We start from the raw sequence: 17,627 nt of genomic DNA, 5'->3' as shown, positions 1-17,627 counted from the left end.
GGGTAACCCATGAACTCAATGCTTTAGTTCGTAGTTAAAGCCTTATAAATGGATGTACAGCATTGAAAATCTGAATTTTAACAAGATATAGGCGGCTGGGTGTTCCGGCGTAGGTTGCTGAGCATTCTAAGGTAATTCCCCCATCCATTGGATAGAATTTTCTAAAAACGAATAAGATATATGATGTTGAAAGAGTGAGCAGGAGGAAGGCTGATAACTTCCCTTTCTTAGACACGTCTGCTTTCCGGCACATTTTTACAACAGTGGCGCTTTTGTCCGTTTCTGTCCGCTTTTGTCCGGGGCAAAACCTGTTTCCTTCGGGTCTTGTTCGGGTCTTCTTCGGGTCTCCTTCGGAAAAACATCCCTTTTTCCGAAGGAGACCCGAAGCGAAGTCGAAGGACACCGGGAGAAAATACAGGCCGGAATCCGTTTTTTTTCTCTAAAAATTGATATGCGTGTAGAAATAGGACAGATAACAATTTGTATAAAGTACTTTTTTGCCTTATCATTGTACGGTAAAAGGAGCCGGCCCCGGGGAGCATAAGATCGTTCGCTGAGGATACCGGTATCCGTTCTTCCCCACCCCCGGGATATAAGAGTACAAGCAGGATAAGACCGGATATTCCGGTTTGGAATAAGCAGGAACAGGAGCGTTACCGGTAATGGCGGTATTCCTTTTGTTTCCGGGCAATCAGATCCCCGGGAAATCATAAACTCGCTTTTGGTCGTTTCATGCCTGGCCGGCAGGCCGGAAATTATGGTCAGGTGCCCGGATGAAGTTTTTTTTAGAACCACATCACTCTTGATGAACTTAATAATACAAAAACAAGATATATAAGGACTATGAAGAAAACTTTACTTTTTCTTATGTTGTTTCCCCTGTACCTTTCCGGGCAGAGCAATACCTTTCCGGAATCCGGTAATGTCGGAATAGGAATACCATCTCCTGCTGTCAAACTTGAAGTGAAAGGAGACACAAAGTTTATACGAGGTGTCGGGGGCAGCAATTTTATACAGCTCCGTTCGGACGGATCCGGTAATTATATTTCCGGTGACGATCCGGGGACCAATCATAAAAACCTGTATATAGATGTTTACCCTACGGCAGCGGGAAGAACGGACAGGGATCTGTTTTTCCGTACCGGACAGAACGAAACCGGGAGCATCTTACGGAGAATGGTTGTCAAAGGAAACGGGAAGGTGGGTATCGGTACATCAGATCCGGTTTCTTCGCTGCAGGTCACGGGTTCGCAGACGATCGGTTCGCACTGGAGCCCGGAGAAGAGTACCGTAACTATCACCAATGGCAGCAGTTCACTTATCATGGATGCCAACGAGATATATAGCAACGGAACTTTACATATCGGAACAAGTAACGGCGATATCGTAAAATTCAGGAAAATAGGAGAAGATGGCGCTGATGACCTGATGGTGCTACGAAATAACGGTTATGTAGGGATAGGCACCCTGCAGCCGGATGCCAGACTCACCGTAAACGGAAATATTCATACGCGTGAGGTTAAGGTGGATCTGAATGGTGCCGTGGCCCCGGATTATGTGTTTGCAGAAGATTATTACCTGCTATCGCTGGAAGAGGTACAAGGACATATCAGGGAAAAAGGACATTTACCGGGAGTTCCTTCCGCAAAGCAAATGGAAAAAGAGGGTATAAAGCTCAAGGAAATGAACCTGAAACTACTTGAAAAAGTCGAAGAACTGACGCTTTATGTTCTGGAACTGAAAGAGGAAAACCGCAAACAGGACAACACTATGGCAGAACTCCTCGACGAGATCAGGCAACTAAGACAATAACCGCATGCCGTCCTCCGGTTTTACCTGCGATGACTTTTCGGGAGGAAAACCGTAACCTGGGAGAAAATGCTTATTTTTACCCGGAAGGTGTTCCGGAGCATTAAACATATTTTTATGACTAAAAAGATCTGCTTTTTTTTACTTATTGCGTTGCACATTGGGTGTAAAAGTGTCACGGTCAATAACCAGTTGCAACGTACGACAACCGCACCCGTTGAACTCGGCACCATAGGGCTGCACGAAGATTATTATCCGTACGATCGTTTTACGATCACCACTACGCCCAAGCTGGACAGGAAGGTCCGTGTAAAAGCGGTGAAACATACCTTTAATAAGCGGAAGTTCAATGCCTATGAGAACACCTCGCCATATAACCGCATGCAGTTGCAGTATATAGATTCCCTTCCGGACAAACCGGAATACATCGCGCTGGAACTCATAGACCATGTCAACCACACCGCGATGCTCAACGAGGACCCGGACCTTCTCGACTACCTGAAGACCCGTACCGGAGCCTTTATGGTGACGTCCGTAGCCGCAGCGTTGCATGGCGTACACGTACAGGCCATAAGCAATGCAGAGAGTGTTTTCCTGGTGTATGACCCCGATATCAGTAAATATTATCTCGAGATCAACAACAGGGACAAAACCATTCTTAAGGTACGTATGGAAGACATGGATATTTTTGCCTATGGGCTGTCCTTTTTCTGTTGGGGAGAGAACCCGAGACACCGCCTGGAGATCAAAGATATAGTCGAGGAAGATCAGCGTTGTCCCGCCGGAACCTATAAAAAGGCTTCTAAAGTGAAAAAGAAAGTAAATTATTTTAAATTATAGCTTATGCTTCGAGAATCAGTTTGGAGATCGGGATACCTGGCCATGTGTTGCGGTTTGTTTTTAACAGGGACAGGATGTGATGATATTATGGAGGTGCCCGATATTTCGGAGGAAGAAGTTGTACTTACGGCCCCGGCCGAAGGGGTTACCGTACGGGGCAATGCAGTTACATTTACCTGGGAGCCCGTAGAAGATGCGGAAGCCTATGTGTTACAGGTTGCCACTCCTGATTTTCCCAATGCGTCACAGGTTGTTATAGACCGGACCATACAAAAAGATACCCTGGGCAATCCTCTGCCCACAACATTTTCCAAAGAAATGCTGCCCAATAGCTATGCGTGGAGGGTAAAGGCCGTGAACAGCGGGTATGAGACTCCTTTTACGACCCATCATTTCGTACTTACGGAAAGTGATGATTTTTCGGGAAATACGGTAATACTCAATGCGCCCGATGACAATTTCGTCACCAACCAGGCGGAGGTAACCCTGTCCTGGGGAGCCATAGCGGAAGCTACGGGATACCGCCTGCAGGTCCTTACCGCAGAAGGGGGCACGATACAGGAAGAGGAAATTACCGAAACCGCGCTCGAAGTCACTTTCCCGGAGGGAAGTTTTACCTGGCAGGTACGTGCGGAAAAAGAAACGGAAAGCACGTTGTACAGTTCGAGGGAACTGCTGGTCGACCTTACGCCGCCCAATACCCCGGAACTCACGGCCCCGGCAGATGAGCGTACCACGACCGATACCGAAATTACCTTTACCTGGAGCCGGACGGCTGTTACGGGAAGCCCGGAATACGATACGATATATATATACAGTGACGATAGCCTGCAGAACCTTGTAGACGAAGAAGAAGTCACGGACAAAACGTTTACGAAGACCCTGGAGAAAGGGACGTATTACTGGAATGTAAAAGGTTTTGACAGGGCGGGGAACGAAGGCGAAATTTCGGAGACTTATAGTTTTACCATCAATTGATGACGTATGAGGTACGGCAAATGAATTCCGGATGATGACGGTCGGGTTTCAGATACTGCACATGAAGGTGTTCACTTTTACCACATGGTCTTAAGATCGGTTGAACAGGATCTTTTGCTTATGAAAAACAAACGAAATACTTATATATTACTCCTTGCCGTGCTCGCTATCTGGGGGCTCATAGGGTATAAAATACTCCAGACCATAAACCCGGCACAGGAAACCACGGAACAGGCTGCTGCAAAAGTATCTTTTCATCCCGAAAAGGTAAAAAAACAGTTGCGTTTTGACATCACTGTTCACGAGCGCGACCCTTTTCTGGGTACCCTGTATAAACCTGTGAAAAAGGCCGTAACCCAACCCGTTCCTCAGAAAAAGGCCGTTCCGGAGATTGAAATACCGGTGTCTTATTACGGAATGGTAAAAGATGACCGGTCGAGAGAAAAAATATATTTCGTACAGATCGATGGCGTACAACAGCTCATGCGTGTTGGCGATGAGATCAACCATATAAAACTGGTAAAGGGAGATCGGGGGACAATCACCATCGAACATAACAGGAAACGAAGAACAATTAGGGTAACGGGGCAAAACTGACCCGGGATATACGGTTATATGTAAGCGACATCAGATGCAAGGACTAAAAAAAATATGGCAAGAAAAAATGGTTTCCGGGGCCCTGCAGTTTGTTGTTTTTATCGGGGTGGTAGTCGCCGTTTTATTGGCTGCCTTTGTAATGCTTGTCGCGACAAGAACGTTTTTTAAGAAACAATCCGGTATGGTGACCGAAGCGGTGAGGACCGCCGGTTACGGAATAGCCTATGCGCTGTCCGAAACCCTGCCGTTACAGGATTCCGTAAATCTCGAATTTCCGGAAACCCCGTATAAAAATCTCAAGGTTGCTGTGAATTACTGGGGTGTACTGGAAAAAACAGCTGCCGTAGCACAGGTGAAAAATAAAAAATTTACCCGTCTTGCGCTGGTAGGTGGATATACCTATCCTTCGGAAAGACCGGCCCTGTACCTCAAAGATAATCATCGTCCCCTGGTTGTGGTGGGACATACCCGCATACAAGGAAAAACCTTCCTTCCCGAAGCCGGAATAAAAACCGGTAACATCTCGGGGCACTCGTATTACGGCGGAGCATTGACGGACGGGAAAACCGGACAAAGTACATCGGCCTTACCCGACCTTCCCGAAGCACTTTCGGAACACCTTGCAGCACTGAGCCGGGGACATTATACCTGGGATGAAAAATATATAGTTTCCCCAAAACCGGGACAGCTGTACGGAAATTCCTTTTCGGAAGAGACCAGGTATATCTATGCCCCCGGTGTTTTGCGGCTGCAGGGCCTGAAACTCCGCGGTAATATAGCGATATACAGCGGAGAAAGGATTGTTGTCGATAAAAGTACGGTACTGAAAGATGTGCTCCTTGTAGCTCCGGAAATAGAGATCAGCGACGGCACCAGGGGGACTTTCCAGGCTATAGCCACCAAAAGTATCCGTGCAGGGGAACAATGCGAGTTCGGATACCCTTCGGCCCTGGTGGTGTGGGAGAACGAAGAGCAGACGACAGGCAGTAATACCATAAATTATTCGGGGGAGGATACACAGCAAGTGACGAACGGTATAACAGTAGGTAAAGGCTCTGTCCTGAAAGGCGTAGTGCTGTTTAAGGGAGCGGAAAAAGAAAACAATTATACCCCTCAGGTAGTTATAGACGAAGGGGTACGGCTGTACGGAGAGCTTTACTGCAACCAGAATACCGAATTGAAAGGTAAGGTATCGGGAGGTGTCTATACCGGGAATTTTATAGCCATGCAGGCCGGTTCCATCTATCAGAACCACTTGTACGATGCGGTGATTACGGCAGACGAACTGGTCCCGGAATACGTGGGACTGCTTATGGAAAACAGGGAGAAAGGAGTTGCAAAATGGCTCTACTGAAAAAAAAATACCCCTCGGTCCGGGCTTCTACGCTGATGGAAACCCTGGTGGCTACGGTGCTTATTGTAGTGATCTTTATGGTGACGAGCCTCATCCTGAATAATCTCTTCTCCGGGAGTTTAAAAGAAAATACCCGTAACATCGATATGCGGCTGGAAGAATTGTCATATACTATCAGCCGTCACCGTATTAAGGTCCCGTATGATGAAGAAGCGGGAAACTGGATCATATCGGCTTCGCAGGACCGCCCCGGTAGTGTGGGGACATACCGTTCTTCCGGCGGATTGTATAAAGAGATCACCCTGCAGGCCCGTGAAACAGGTACAGACAGGATAATAACACGTAAGGTTGTCGTTAGGAATGAAGCACCATCGCACTAAAATACCGTCATTCACCCTGAGCGAAATGATCGTGGCCCTCGCCGTAACGACCATTGTGGTTGCTATGGCCTTTACGGTACTGGGACTCGTACAGAGGCAACTCCAGGGAATAGCGACTAATTTTTCCGGAGAAACCGAGCTGGAACTGCTGGAACAATCGTTATGGATAGACTTTAACCGGTACCAGGACATCCGGTATCTCCCTCAAACAGATGAAATAAAATGCAGGACCGAACTCGATTCTGTCAGCTATGTCCTGTATGCGGATAAGATAGTCAAACTAACGGACACCTTTGCTATCGCTTTCCGGGCAAAGACATTTTTTATGGATGGGAGGGAAGTATCCGGGGGGCGTATAGATGCCTTGTATTTCCAAACCGCCCCGGACAGTATGGCGAATAAGAAATTGTTTATCCGAAAAGAAAACGACGCCGCACAATATATGGAATAGTGTACGATAAAGAACTTATGATAATATAAATACCTATGGCATTCAAACTCGATCATACCCCGGCTGCACGTCGCACTCCGGGCAGTAAGCCGGGCGATAACAGCACAACGGCCCGCAGCGCGGAGGGTAAAGGCATGTCCGGGTTATTACAAAAAGAGATCACCATTTTCGGCAGTACGTTTTCCAATAAACGCAAAGAAGATTTTTATACCGAAGTGAGTGTATTGCTCAAAGCGGGAATTACCCTCAAGGAAGCCCTGACGCTCATTAAAGAGAACCAGAAAAAGAAAAATCTCGAAACATTTTACGAAACGCTGATCGGGCAACTGGTTTCCGGGAAGGACTTTTCGGAGAGTATCAGGGGCAGGAAGGAGTTTACCGAATACGAATACCATTCTCTGAAGATAGGAGAAGAAACCGGAACCCTGGATCGTGTTACCGAAGAGCTCGGCAGCTTTTTCTTCAGAAAGAACGAACAGCGCAGAAACCTGGTCAGTGCATTGATGTACCCGGTGATTATTCTGACCACGGCGGTGCTGGTTGTTGTTTTTATGCTTCGGTTTGTCGTTCCTATGTTCCAGGATATCTTTATCCAGAATCATGTGGAATTGCCCGGAATTACCCGGTTTATTATTCGGTTGTCCGATTTCAGCCAGGGAAAAGGCTGGATTTTCGCAGGACTTGTCCTGGTCTTTCTGGTGTTTCGTAAAACCCTGACCGGGAAAGTGTGGTACCAAAAGACCAAAGACCGCATAATACTGAAATTACCTTTTATAGGGCCCTTTGTGAAGAATGTGTACCTGGCCCAGTTCACACAGGCGGTATCGTTACTGACAGCCTCCAGGGTGCCTGTAGTAAACAGTATACGACTCGTAAAAAAGATGATAAGTTTCTATCCTTTGCAAGAGGCGCTGGAACAGGTAGAAGCATCTATCCTGCAAGGGAAAAGCCTGAGTGAAAGTATGGCTACAGCCCGTATTTTCGATCATAAAATGGTAGCGCTGGTAAAAGTGGCGGAAGAAACCAACCAGACCGAATTTATATTCGAACGCCTGAACCGGCAATATCATACCGAAGTACAGCAAAAATCGAAAATGCTATCGACGATGATGGAACCCTTTATTATCCTGTTCGTAGGCATAATCGTAGGGGTTATCCTGATAGCCATGTACCTGCCGATGTTCCGTCTGAGCAGTGTGTTGGGAGGGTAGCCCGGCAGCTTTAGAGGTGTTACAGAAATATAAAACTGATGGGCCCGTGAAATAAAAATTTACTTTGCCACAGAAAAAATCCGTATGCCCGGATCGTTATCGTACTTTCCCCGTACTCAGATCTGGTATATCCCATGCCATGGGCACAGGGCTATACGATTGTGTACTACAGGTGCAGCACAACCTATGGTTATGAAAAACACCCTGTTTTCTAAAAGATGCAGCGGGGTATGATGCATTTTTCGTGAACAGCACATAATTTTAAAAAGAATGTATACGAATGAAAATATTTGAAAATCATAGAATTAACCGGTTTTAAATACAAATAATATGAAAAAAACACTACTTATTTCCTTTACCGGTATCATTACCGCTATAGGATATGCCCAGGTGCCCAATGCCAATGAAAGTTCCTTCCCTTCCGAGGGGAGCATCCCCGAAGGTACATGGGGAACCTATTTTTTGCAGGGGCTTACCTCAGAAAGAACACTGCGTATGGGCGTAGTGAACGATGGTTTTACGCGGGCCGAGATAGAACTGGAAAACAATAATACCAAGTCCGGTAAGATTATTTTTAAAACTACCGCAAACAGTGCCGGAGCAGAAGAGCGTATGGTTATCCTCAATAATGGTAAGGTGGGGATCGGTACCACAGCTCCCGAGGAAATGCTGGATGTTGAGGGAAACTTACGGCTGGGAGGATCCGGCGGAACCCTGATCAGCCCCAGACTTTTCGTAACCGATCTCAACCCCGGAGCAACCGGTGAGGCTGCCGGGATCAGGGGCAGGAACATGGGACACTTTGTAGTGGATATTTACGGTAATGATGCCAAAGATGCTTTTGCGGTTAGGACCGATCGTAACTATGACGGGACCCTGGATCATATTCCTTTCGTAGTCAATAATGCAGGGAGGGTAGGGATAAACACGACGAATCCCGATGCGGAATTATCGGTCAACGGGCACATCCACACCAAAGAAGTTAAAGTAGACCTGGACGGCTGGAGCGACTTTGTTTTTGAAGAAGGGTACGACCTGCCTACCTTACAGGAGGTCGAAGCTCATATCCGCGAAAACGGGCACCTGCAGGACATTCCCGCAGCAAAAGAAGTCGCGGAAAACGGTATCCGCATCGGGGAAATGAATGCAAAACTTTTACAGAAAATAGAAGAACTCATGCTGTACACCATCGCCCAGGAAAAGCGAATACAGCGATTAGAGTCCGAAATAGTACAGTTAAAAAAACAGTGAGATGAGAAAAATTTTATGGATACTGTTCGTGGTTCCGTTTTTTATAGCGGCACAAACAATTACGGATATCGCACCTGCAAATTACAAGTCCGTTGTAATGCCAGGCAACCAGGATTACACAAGATGTGTAATTTTGCTTCATGCCATTTATGACGGAGAAATTATAGCTAAAAACTATGCTACCGGTACCTTACTTGCGACCAGGGTTTAGGGATACGATCGTAATAATACCGCGGAGATCAACACCAGTTCGGGGTATAATCATACCAACGGAAGTCTGACAGGAACAGTAAATACGGAAGGCGAGTACTGGAAACTCAAAAAAGTACGGTATAACGGGGTACTTTACATGGCCGTAGAACCTCCGTATCGCGCTTCCAGGTATAGTGGCGGTTTTCATTTTATAGGATGGACGAAATCTACCGGGGCAGACGCTATGAAGATGGTCCCCTTTTATAATATGCAACAGAATACGGTTTTGCATGAAGAAATTTATAGTACCATAGAAGATTACCAGCCCGATAATTCCAGTTATCACGATGATCAGAAGTCCGTTTTCTCCGGTAATGTAGGCATAGGGACCCATGCCCCGGATGCCGAGCTGACCGTAAACGGAAAAATACACACCAAAGAAGTAAAGGTAGACCTCGATGGTTTTGTGGCTCCCGATTATGTTTTCGAAGAAAATTACCAGCTTCCCGCACTGGACGAAGTAGCACGCTACATTCGGGAAAACCGCCATCTTCCGGGTATTCCTTCCGCAAAGCAGATGGAAACCGATGGCGTAAACCTGAAGGAAATGAACCTGAAGTTGCTGGAAAAGGTAGAGGAGTTGACGTTATACGTAATAGGATTAAAAGAAGAAAATGAGCGCCAACAAAAAGAAATCGAAAAGCTAAAGAAGAATAAATAATGAGAAAGTCAATTATTTTATTAATATAGAATATCTTGTGTAGTATTCTATATATCCAGGAAGAAGTCTCCTTTCCAAGGATTATTCCGCCCTCCCCGGAAACGGCTTCTTTAGGAAAGTATAGAGATATTCCGCGATGATAATCCGGAAGGATATATTAAAACTACTAATACAGTTACTTTAGTATAAGTCTGGGATATTCAAAAATGTTGTAAACATTTTTTTAGGAGATTTCGGAAAAAAATCCGGCGTATAAATTGAGCATAATTATCCAAATATCTTTTCAGAAAAGAATTATTTACTATATTTAGATGCGAAGGCATATTAGAACAATTGATTTGTTAAACGTATGCTTAAAATCTAATCGAACCAACTTTTAAAAACTTTCTTATGGATAGAAACTACTTTCTTCATCTATATTCCATCTGCATTTTATTATCATTTGAAAAATAATGTCATATCAAATTTGGTGATCTTTGCTTTATCCTCAATAAAAATGCTTGATATAAAGTATTTGGTATAGTGGGGTAAGTGGATGTTTATCCATTTTGGTAATTGCTTTTTGTTCAAATTTTACATGAAAAAATCATAAAGATGGAATAAATCTTTTTATAATCTATGCTTTGTTTGGCCCTTGAATAGTTAAAAGGATTCTTTGATGAATGCATTTATGATGGAACGAGGATAAGCAGAAAAAGTATAAGTGAATCGATATATACATACAGAATAAATTATAAATAGATTAAAATAGTTAAGGAATATCTTTAGGGCTCTAGAGCAAGATTAATGCTGTTTTTTTGACATCTGATAGAAGTGTAAGGATGTTTAATGTATTTGGCTCAACTATTAACTGTAAAAAAATCCTCTTATCAACTGTAACAATAATATGTTTTTATTTAAAAATCGCATAATTTGGTTTGTATATGGCATGAGTATTCTATATGCTAATGGTCAACAAAATGATGATATACTTCGAATAGACAATCCTTATAAGGTGCCACCTACACCTGAAGCTTCAGCTATATTAAAATATGGAGAATATCCTGTTTCATATAATACTGGAGTTCCGGATATATCGGTGCCTTTGTATATTATTAACTCTGGAGAACTTACTTTACCTATAAATCTTTCTTATTATGCCGGAGGTATAAAAGTTGATGAAGTTGCGAATTCAGTTGGATTGGGATGGACACTAAATGGCGGAGGGGTAATTAACCGAACAGTGATGGGAATTCCGGATAGAGGTAACTTTGAGTTCCCTCCTGCAGATTCAATTCGCAATCAGGGATATCAACATGCAGGAGGCGGATATGAACACAGTATGTGGACGTTATTAAACCAAAGTGTTTTTCCTAGAAATGGGAGTAACACTCTGGATGAGCCTGACAAAGAAAGAGATATTTACAATTACTACTTTGATAAAAACGGGGGGAGCTTCTTTTTGGCGGATTGGAAAGTCAGTCAATATCCATATACGGATAATAAGATAATAAACCTTTCGGATAATATTCATATACCGGATAGTTCTGGTTTTAAAATTATAACTCCTGACGGAACTTCTTATTCTTTTCAAGCTGTAGAACGCTCAACTATTCATTCTATAACCGCATCGCTTTATTCGGAACATACCGGGGCAGGGGGAGTTACGGATAGGTATTCTACCAGTAGTAGAGATCCTTATACAGTAATTACGGCATGGTATTTAACTCGAATAGAGTCTGCAGATGGTAATAGCTATATAGATTTTGAGTATATGGATGGAGAAATGGCTGTGGATTACACTGTGAGTGATATGTATTCTTATTCTAATGATATAATCCTAAGTAGTATTCCTGTACCTTACAATCATACAAGAGGGCTGACTACCTCGATCAGGGAATCCGAAACCCCGTTATTAAAGAGAATAAGTTTTTCTGAAGGAGAAGTTTTATTCGATTACGAAAATGACAGAACAGATAGAAGAACATATCGATTGGGGATGTTATCTATCCGTAACAATGCCGGGGAGGTAATAAAAAAAATGAAATTTAATAATGATCATTATTTTCATAGTAAAAGATTAAAATTGGAATCGGTACAATTCCTGGATGAAGCTGATCAGGTATATGATTCCTATTCGTTTGATTATTATGAGTCTATGGAAATGCCGGACTATGCCTCCTTGATCAATGGTATTCCTTCGGAAGGGTGGGGGTATTATCAGCAGGATTTATGTGGATATTATAATGGAGCATCGAACAATATGTCTTTATTACCTTATTTGCCGGAAAATACATTTACTACGATCAGCCTGGATCCTGCGAATAGGAACTTTTCCTTTCAACACGCAAGAACATATACATTAAAAAAGATTAAATATGTCACTGGAGGAGAAACCGAATTTATATATGATGCACATGAAGGAGAGGTACCAAGATCTCCGGCTTTGAGGATTAAAGAGATAAAATCTTCCGATGGAAATAACGAGGGAAGAACACTAAAAAAAACGAAATATACATACTCGGGTGTATACACTCCAATGGAAGAATATGGTGGCTACATAACATTCAAAAGTACATCTTATGAGAGAAGCCTCATTTTGGATGTATCTCAAACTCATCACCCTCCAATAACACTTGATCTAAAACCAAGAACATCTTATCATAAAAGATACAGCTCTTCTCCAAGTAATATTGGAGCTATGAATTTATATCAATACCGATATGGAAAGGTTGAAGAAAATATAGCTGATATTAATGATCAGGCTAAGCAGCTAAAAACTGTATATGAATTTGATAATACTCCGGTACTAAGCGAATATTCCGTTCAAAATAACGCTAGACTTATGGGGGGACTTTCTTTGTATGGAATTGATTTTTTATTTCCTAATACGGGTGAATTTCAACACGAGTGGATTGCTTCGAACGGGCACTTTGAATATATAGGATTTAATCAGTCTCAAATGTATGAAGATAACGGGCATCCCTATTTTATAAATCTTAATTGGACAAATCCTACCTTAAAGAGAAAAAGTATTTATTCGTTTGATGGTCAATACACCCTCTTGGAAGAAACTGAAAATCAATATGAGTATTTTAAGCGTAACGACAAGTTGCGAAGAGGTACTTTTGTAAAAGGCTTGTTGCCAAATTTTGTTAATGGATCCGCAAGTGACGGAACGACCAGTATTAATGATAATGTTTATTACAGAGCAAATTTCTTTATCGACGATTTTTACTTCTATGATATATATGTTTCCACCGGATGGAAAAAGCTGGTTTCGACAACGACCAGAAAATTTGAAGAAAATGCAGAAGCTTCATTGACGAAAACCACCTCTTATGAGTACGGAGCTATCTTAGATCTTGATGCCCCACATGCTTTTCTTACCCAAAAGACAGAAGACTACTATACTGCTGGGTCCACAACATATCATTATGAGTACCCCCGTGATTTCAAAGGACAGGCAATATATGATGAAATGCTCAACAGGCATCAGATATCTCCTGTAATAAAAAAAGTAAAAAGTGATTTTGATTACACGATTACTCAACGTGTGGAATATGGAGAAACAGAATCAGGAATAAAACCTGTTACTCAAATTCTTAGTGCTACCAAAGGCGTTGATACCCTAAATCGGGAGATCAGGATTTTATCTTATGACACGGCTGGTAACCCAATTCATCTATTATTAAACAATGGAATGTCAGTAGTGTGTATATGGGAAAATCATAGATTGATTGCTGAGATTAAAAATATCGAACTAAGTGAAGTGTCTTTAATGATTGGAGGTATTAGTATTACGGAAAGAAATCGGTATTTGTCGGGATCGGGAGTTTCAGAGTCAACTATGGCCTATCTCAGAACCAATTTAACCAAAGCTTACATGACCTCATTTGCCTATGAGCCTCTTATAGGCATTATAAAGATTACAGGACCTGATGGGATAACTACAAAGTATAATTATGACAAAGCAGGGAGATTAGAGACTGTTGCCGATTGGGAAAATAATCTATTGCAAAGATTTGAATATAAATATAGAACAGAATAAGATGGTAGAACTAAGTAGAATAAAAAAACAGGCCCTTATTTTGTTTATGCTCCTTTTGAATATGTGGAGTTTGAAGGCGCAAAATATTATGGATATAGGCGTATTCGATACTGACTTTGAATATAATGATGTGGTGAGTCAGGGAGACGAAATTCATTTTTCTATTACTACGCCACTTTTCTTTCAAATTGATTTTCCCGATACCTCCATGAATAATTACATTGATGGAACAATTTCACTCGTAAAGAACGAGGACGGTGTATATACTGTGTACGGTAATATTTTCGGAGGAGAGGAATACCCTATCACATTGCAAAATGAGTTGGATGCCGGTAATTATATTCTGTCTATCGGTCTCCTTGGTTTGCAGAATACTGATATTTTAATAAGAGGTTTTTCCTCTTCAGATTTGTTACAACCTGATATTCCTGGAAATCCTACCCAAGCACCTCTTACAGAAAACAGGATAATAACCTATAATTACACCCGGGAAAATGAACAGGATAGTCTGGTCAATATAGAATATTATGATGGATTGGGAACCCCTTATCAAATGACACAGATCGGGCTTACCCCAAAAAGAAAAAATATAATCACAATAACAGAATATGACGGGTTTTACAGAAAATCGAAAAAATGGCTTCCTTTTATTTCTTCAGGAGAAGGTGTAGTGGACCTGATGACACAATATGAAGATCAGTATCCTTATAGGCAGACAAAATATGAAATGTCATCATTAAGCCGTGCTGCTGTGGATTTTCCTACAGGAGAAGATTGGCAAGTGGAAGGCAAAGTAGTGCGATATGAATATTTCCTTAATAACGATGAACAGGAATTGCGTGCGATATTATTCGGAGTGTCCGGAAATTCGATTACAACTACCGAAATAATGCCTTATTATAATGAAGGGATGCTCACTGTTACTAAAATTACAGACGAGAATGGAAGTATAAGATATATATTTAAAGATGGGAAAGGGCAAGAAGTTTTATCGAGAAGTGTTGTTGCTGATGAGAATATCGATACTTATTATATTTATGATGCTTCGGGGAATTTGAGGTTCGTTTTACCGCCTAAATTATCAGCGTTATTTGAAAATGAAATATCACAAGGAAATCAAATCAATTATAATACACAATCTGAAGAGTTAAATGAAAGTGCTTATATCTATGAATATGATGCTTTGAAAAGATGTATATATAAAAAGTTACCAGGATGTGCCCCGGTTTATTTTGAATATGACAGGGCGGATCAATTGATCTTTTCTCAGGATGGTGGGCTACGAATAAATAACGGATGGTTGTTTTCTGTTCCGGATATTTTGGGACGGTCTGTATTGTCAGGAATATGTGAAGGAAAAACAAATATTCGAGACAGTATTGTTAAGGCTGAATATACTGGAAGCGGACCTTACAAAGGATACAATATTACTCTTAATGATTTCGATGAATATATACTACTTAAAGTTAGCTATTATGATGATTATAATTTTGATCTTGAAGGTTTAACTATTCCTTCCATAGTGTTAGGACAAATAGTGGCAACTCAAACCAAAACTTTGGCCACGGGAAGTAAGGTCCGTGTGTTGGGTACCGATCACTGGATCACTACCCTGAATGCCTATGACAGCAAGGGCCGATTGATCTATACGGCCAGCAAGAACCCTTACCTGAACACTACCGATGTGGTGGAAAGCCTGCTGGACTTTACCGGTAAGATACTAAAAACCCGGACCACCCATACCAGGGGCAGTAATGCCCCTATAGTGACTACCGATATTTTCGAATATGACCATGCAGGCCGGCTTTTGAAACAAGTACAATGCCTGGGAGGCGATTGCGGTACGGAAGAAGCCTCGGCCGCGAATATCGAATTGAACGAACAGCTTACAGGGCATCAGAGTAAAATAGCCAGCAGTTCTGTTATATTAAATCCCGGTTTCCATTTCAAGGCCACCAGTAGCGCCAGCTTTAGTGCTTCGATCAGCATTCCCGGCGAACTTATCGCCGAAAATGTGTATGATGAATTAGGGCAGTTAACGGAGAAGAAGGTGGGGAATACGCCCCAAAACCCTTTACAACACATAGCGTATACATACAATGTACGGGGATGGCTGACGGATATCAACGATGTAGATCATCCTTCAGGGAAGCTGTTTAACTTCCAGATCAACTACAACAAGAGCCGTAGCGGGGTGGTTGATCCTTTATACAATGGTAACATAGCGGAGACGTACTGGAAGACGGGCAATGACAATACCATGAGACGCTATGCCTACAGCTATGATGCATTGAACCGCATCACCGCCGGGAAGTTTAACGGCAGCGGGCAGACGGACCGTTATACGGTAGAAGGTATTACCTATGATAAGAACGGGAATATAGAACACTTAACCCGCAGGGGACACCTGAACAGCGGCGCCACTTCTTTCGGGGTGATGGACAACCTGGCTTATACCTATGATACGGGTAACAAGCTTTTAAAAGTAACGGACAGTGGTAACAAGACCTACGGATTTAAGGACGGGACCAATACGGGCAATGATTATACCTATGATGCCAATGGCAATTTACTGACGGACGCCAATAAGGGGATCACCGGGATTAGCTATAATCATTTAAATCTTCCTACCCAGGTCAGTTTCGGGAGTAATAAAATTGCGTATATTTACGATGCCTCGGGAGCCAAATTAAAGAAGGAGATTACCCAGGGAAGTTCTGTGACAGCAACGGAGTATGCTAATGGGTATATCTATGAGAATGGGCAACTACAGTTTTTCAGTCACCCGGAAGGGTATGTGACTAAGGAGAACAATGCGTATACGTATGTTTACCAGTATAAGGACCACCTGGGGAATGTACGATTGTCCTACACCAATACAGGAACAACAAGTGCTCCGCAACTGGAAATTGTTGAGGAGAATAATTATTACCCCTTTGGTTTAAAGCATAAAGGATATAACGGTCAAACCTCCTCTCTTGGAAATGATATAGCCCAGCGATGGAAATTTGGCGGTAAAGAACTGGATGAGAGCTTAGGTCTAGGAACGTATGATTTTGGGGCACGGAATTATAATCCTGAACTTGGTCGATGGATGAATATTGATCCATTAGCGGACGACCCTGAACAGGTCGACAAGTCACCATATGCCTTTAGTTGGAACAATCCTATCCGGTATGTCGACCCAACAGGATTGAAACCTTTGGATGATTTTATATTTGATCAAAATGGCGATTTTGTAAGGATTGATGAAAATGACCAACCAGATAGATTAGTAATTGAAAATTCTGAAACAGGAGCAAGGCAAAATTATTCTTTTGCAGATCCAGAAGAAGATACTCAGCAAATTAGAGATGGAATTATAAATAAAGTAATATCTGTTGGTGAATCGGATATAAAAGATATGCTCTCCCAACAAGGAGCGTTTGATCCTGATAATAAGGATAGTTGGTCTCATTTTTATAAAGAAAGTAAAGGAGGGCAGGACTTTGATTATTCATATTCAGTAATACCATCACGTTATGGAGATGAAGGTGCTAGCTCTAATCCTTTAAATAACCCATCTTCAGTATTATTTCTCCCAGAAGGGGATTATATGGCTCATAATCATATGAATTTTGGAAATTACTTATGGGCTGCTTCTGGATATACCTTAGGTTTTAACTATTCTACACTTCAAATGGCTGCTCACGGTAATAGTTTGATTAATTCGAAATCAAATGGTTATCCAGCGCAGTGGGATTCTAAAGATGATCAAAGATCTATTATTGGGAGCTTATTATTCAAGTAAAAATGGATTTAGGCAAATTTTGC

Annotated in this window: 13 protein-coding genes; all 13 read left to right on the top strand. The window is 42.2% G+C overall.

Features of this window, described 5'->3' with window-relative positions:
* Window positions 1–843 precede the first annotated feature (843 nt).
* The 13 genes from BT112_RS03065 to BT112_RS03005 all read left to right on the top strand — a co-directional run bounded on the left by BT112_RS03065 (window position 844) and on the right by BT112_RS03005 (window position 17,604).
* On the top strand, window positions 844–1,812 hold the full coding sequence (locus BT112_RS03065; protein ID WP_072315889.1) for a tail fiber protein: 969 nt from the start codon (window positions 844–846) through the stop codon (window positions 1,810–1,812).
* A 114-nt stretch (window positions 1,813–1,926) separates the two neighbouring features.
* Window positions 1,927–2,649, top strand: coding sequence for a hypothetical protein (locus BT112_RS03060; protein WP_139275965.1), 723 nt, complete (start codon window positions 1,927–1,929; stop codon window positions 2,647–2,649).
* A 3-nt stretch (window positions 2,650–2,652) separates the two neighbouring features.
* Entirely contained in the window at window positions 2,653–3,627 is a 975-nt protein-coding gene (locus tag BT112_RS03055) for a hypothetical protein (RefSeq protein ID WP_072315887.1), read from the top strand.
* A 120-nt stretch (window positions 3,628–3,747) separates the two neighbouring features.
* Window positions 3,748–4,224, top strand: a complete 477-nt coding sequence (locus BT112_RS03050) for a hypothetical protein (protein ID WP_072315886.1) — start codon at window positions 3,748–3,750, stop codon at window positions 4,222–4,224.
* Window positions 4,225–4,258: 34 nt separating this feature from the next.
* Entirely contained in the window at window positions 4,259–5,578 is a 1,320-nt protein-coding gene (locus BT112_RS03045; RefSeq protein ID WP_139275963.1) for a hypothetical protein, read from the top strand.
* Window positions 5,566–5,958, top strand: coding sequence for a hypothetical protein (locus BT112_RS03040; protein ID WP_072315884.1), 393 nt, complete (start codon window positions 5,566–5,568; stop codon window positions 5,956–5,958). The genes BT112_RS03045 and BT112_RS03040 overlap by 13 nt, the downstream gene beginning before the upstream one ends.
* Complete coding sequence (locus BT112_RS03035; protein WP_072315883.1) at window positions 5,939–6,409, top strand: PulJ/GspJ family protein; 471 nt, start codon at window positions 5,939–5,941, stop codon at window positions 6,407–6,409. The genes BT112_RS03040 and BT112_RS03035 overlap by 20 nt, the downstream gene beginning before the upstream one ends.
* 35 nt (window positions 6,410–6,444) lie before the next feature.
* Entirely contained in the window at window positions 6,445–7,620 is a 1,176-nt protein-coding gene (locus tag BT112_RS03030; protein ID WP_072315882.1) for a type II secretion system F family protein, read from the top strand.
* 330 nt (window positions 7,621–7,950) lie between these two features.
* Complete coding sequence (locus tag BT112_RS03025; protein WP_072315881.1) at window positions 7,951–8,871, top strand: hypothetical protein; 921 nt, start codon at window positions 7,951–7,953, stop codon at window positions 8,869–8,871.
* 1 nt (window position 8,872) lies between these two features.
* The gene (locus BT112_RS03020; RefSeq protein WP_072315880.1) at window positions 8,873–9,082 is read left to right on the top strand and encodes a hypothetical protein; all 210 of its coding nucleotides are present in this window, start codon (window positions 8,873–8,875) and stop codon (window positions 9,080–9,082) included.
* A 138-nt stretch (window positions 9,083–9,220) separates the two neighbouring features.
* A complete protein-coding gene (locus BT112_RS03015) occupies window positions 9,221–9,784 on the top strand; it encodes a tail fiber protein (RefSeq protein WP_072315879.1) in 564 nt (187 codons plus the stop codon).
* A gap of 886 nt (window positions 9,785–10,670) precedes the next feature.
* Window positions 10,671–13,814, top strand: coding sequence for a hypothetical protein (locus BT112_RS03010; RefSeq protein ID WP_072315878.1), 3,144 nt, complete (start codon window positions 10,671–10,673; stop codon window positions 13,812–13,814).
* The gene (locus tag BT112_RS03005; protein WP_072315877.1) at window positions 13,789–17,604 is read left to right on the top strand and encodes a DUF6443 domain-containing protein; all 3,816 of its coding nucleotides are present in this window, start codon (window positions 13,789–13,791) and stop codon (window positions 17,602–17,604) included. The genes BT112_RS03010 and BT112_RS03005 overlap by 26 nt, the downstream gene beginning before the upstream one ends.
* Window positions 17,605–17,627 lie beyond the last annotated feature (23 nt).

Source organism: Sinomicrobium oceani (assembly GCF_900119185.1).
Lineage (GTDB): Bacteria > Bacteroidota > Bacteroidia > Flavobacteriales > Flavobacteriaceae > Sinomicrobium > Sinomicrobium oceani.
Note: the sequence above shows the minus strand (reverse complement) of the source record. Positions and strands in the feature narration are given on the sequence as shown.

What these genes read in the sequence shown, in the direction of transcription:
- BT112_RS03065 (WP_072315889.1), top strand. Translation starts at nt 844, where the DNA reads ATGAAGAAAACTTTACTTTTTCTTATGTTGTTTCCCCTGTACCTTTCC.
- BT112_RS03060 (WP_139275965.1), top strand. Translation starts at nt 1,927, where the DNA reads ATGACTAAAAAGATCTGCTTTTTTTTACTTATTGCGTTGCACATTGGG.
- BT112_RS03055 (WP_072315887.1), top strand. Translation starts at nt 2,653, where the DNA reads ATGCTTCGAGAATCAGTTTGGAGATCGGGATACCTGGCCATGTGTTGC.
- BT112_RS03050 (WP_072315886.1), top strand. Translation starts at nt 3,748, where the DNA reads ATGAAAAACAAACGAAATACTTATATATTACTCCTTGCCGTGCTCGCT.
- BT112_RS03045 (WP_139275963.1), top strand. Translation starts at nt 4,259, where the DNA reads ATGCAAGGACTAAAAAAAATATGGCAAGAAAAAATGGTTTCCGGGGCC.
- BT112_RS03040 (WP_072315884.1), top strand. Translation starts at nt 5,566, where the DNA reads ATGGCTCTACTGAAAAAAAAATACCCCTCGGTCCGGGCTTCTACGCTG.
- BT112_RS03035 (WP_072315883.1), top strand. Translation starts at nt 5,939, where the DNA reads ATGAAGCACCATCGCACTAAAATACCGTCATTCACCCTGAGCGAAATG.
- BT112_RS03030 (WP_072315882.1), top strand. Translation starts at nt 6,445, where the DNA reads ATGGCATTCAAACTCGATCATACCCCGGCTGCACGTCGCACTCCGGGC.
- BT112_RS03025 (WP_072315881.1), top strand. Translation starts at nt 7,951, where the DNA reads ATGAAAAAAACACTACTTATTTCCTTTACCGGTATCATTACCGCTATA.
- BT112_RS03020 (WP_072315880.1), top strand. Translation starts at nt 8,873, where the DNA reads ATGAGAAAAATTTTATGGATACTGTTCGTGGTTCCGTTTTTTATAGCG.
- BT112_RS03015 (WP_072315879.1), top strand. Translation starts at nt 9,221, where the DNA reads ATGGCCGTAGAACCTCCGTATCGCGCTTCCAGGTATAGTGGCGGTTTT.
- BT112_RS03010 (WP_072315878.1), top strand. Translation starts at nt 10,671, where the DNA reads ATGTTTTTATTTAAAAATCGCATAATTTGGTTTGTATATGGCATGAGT.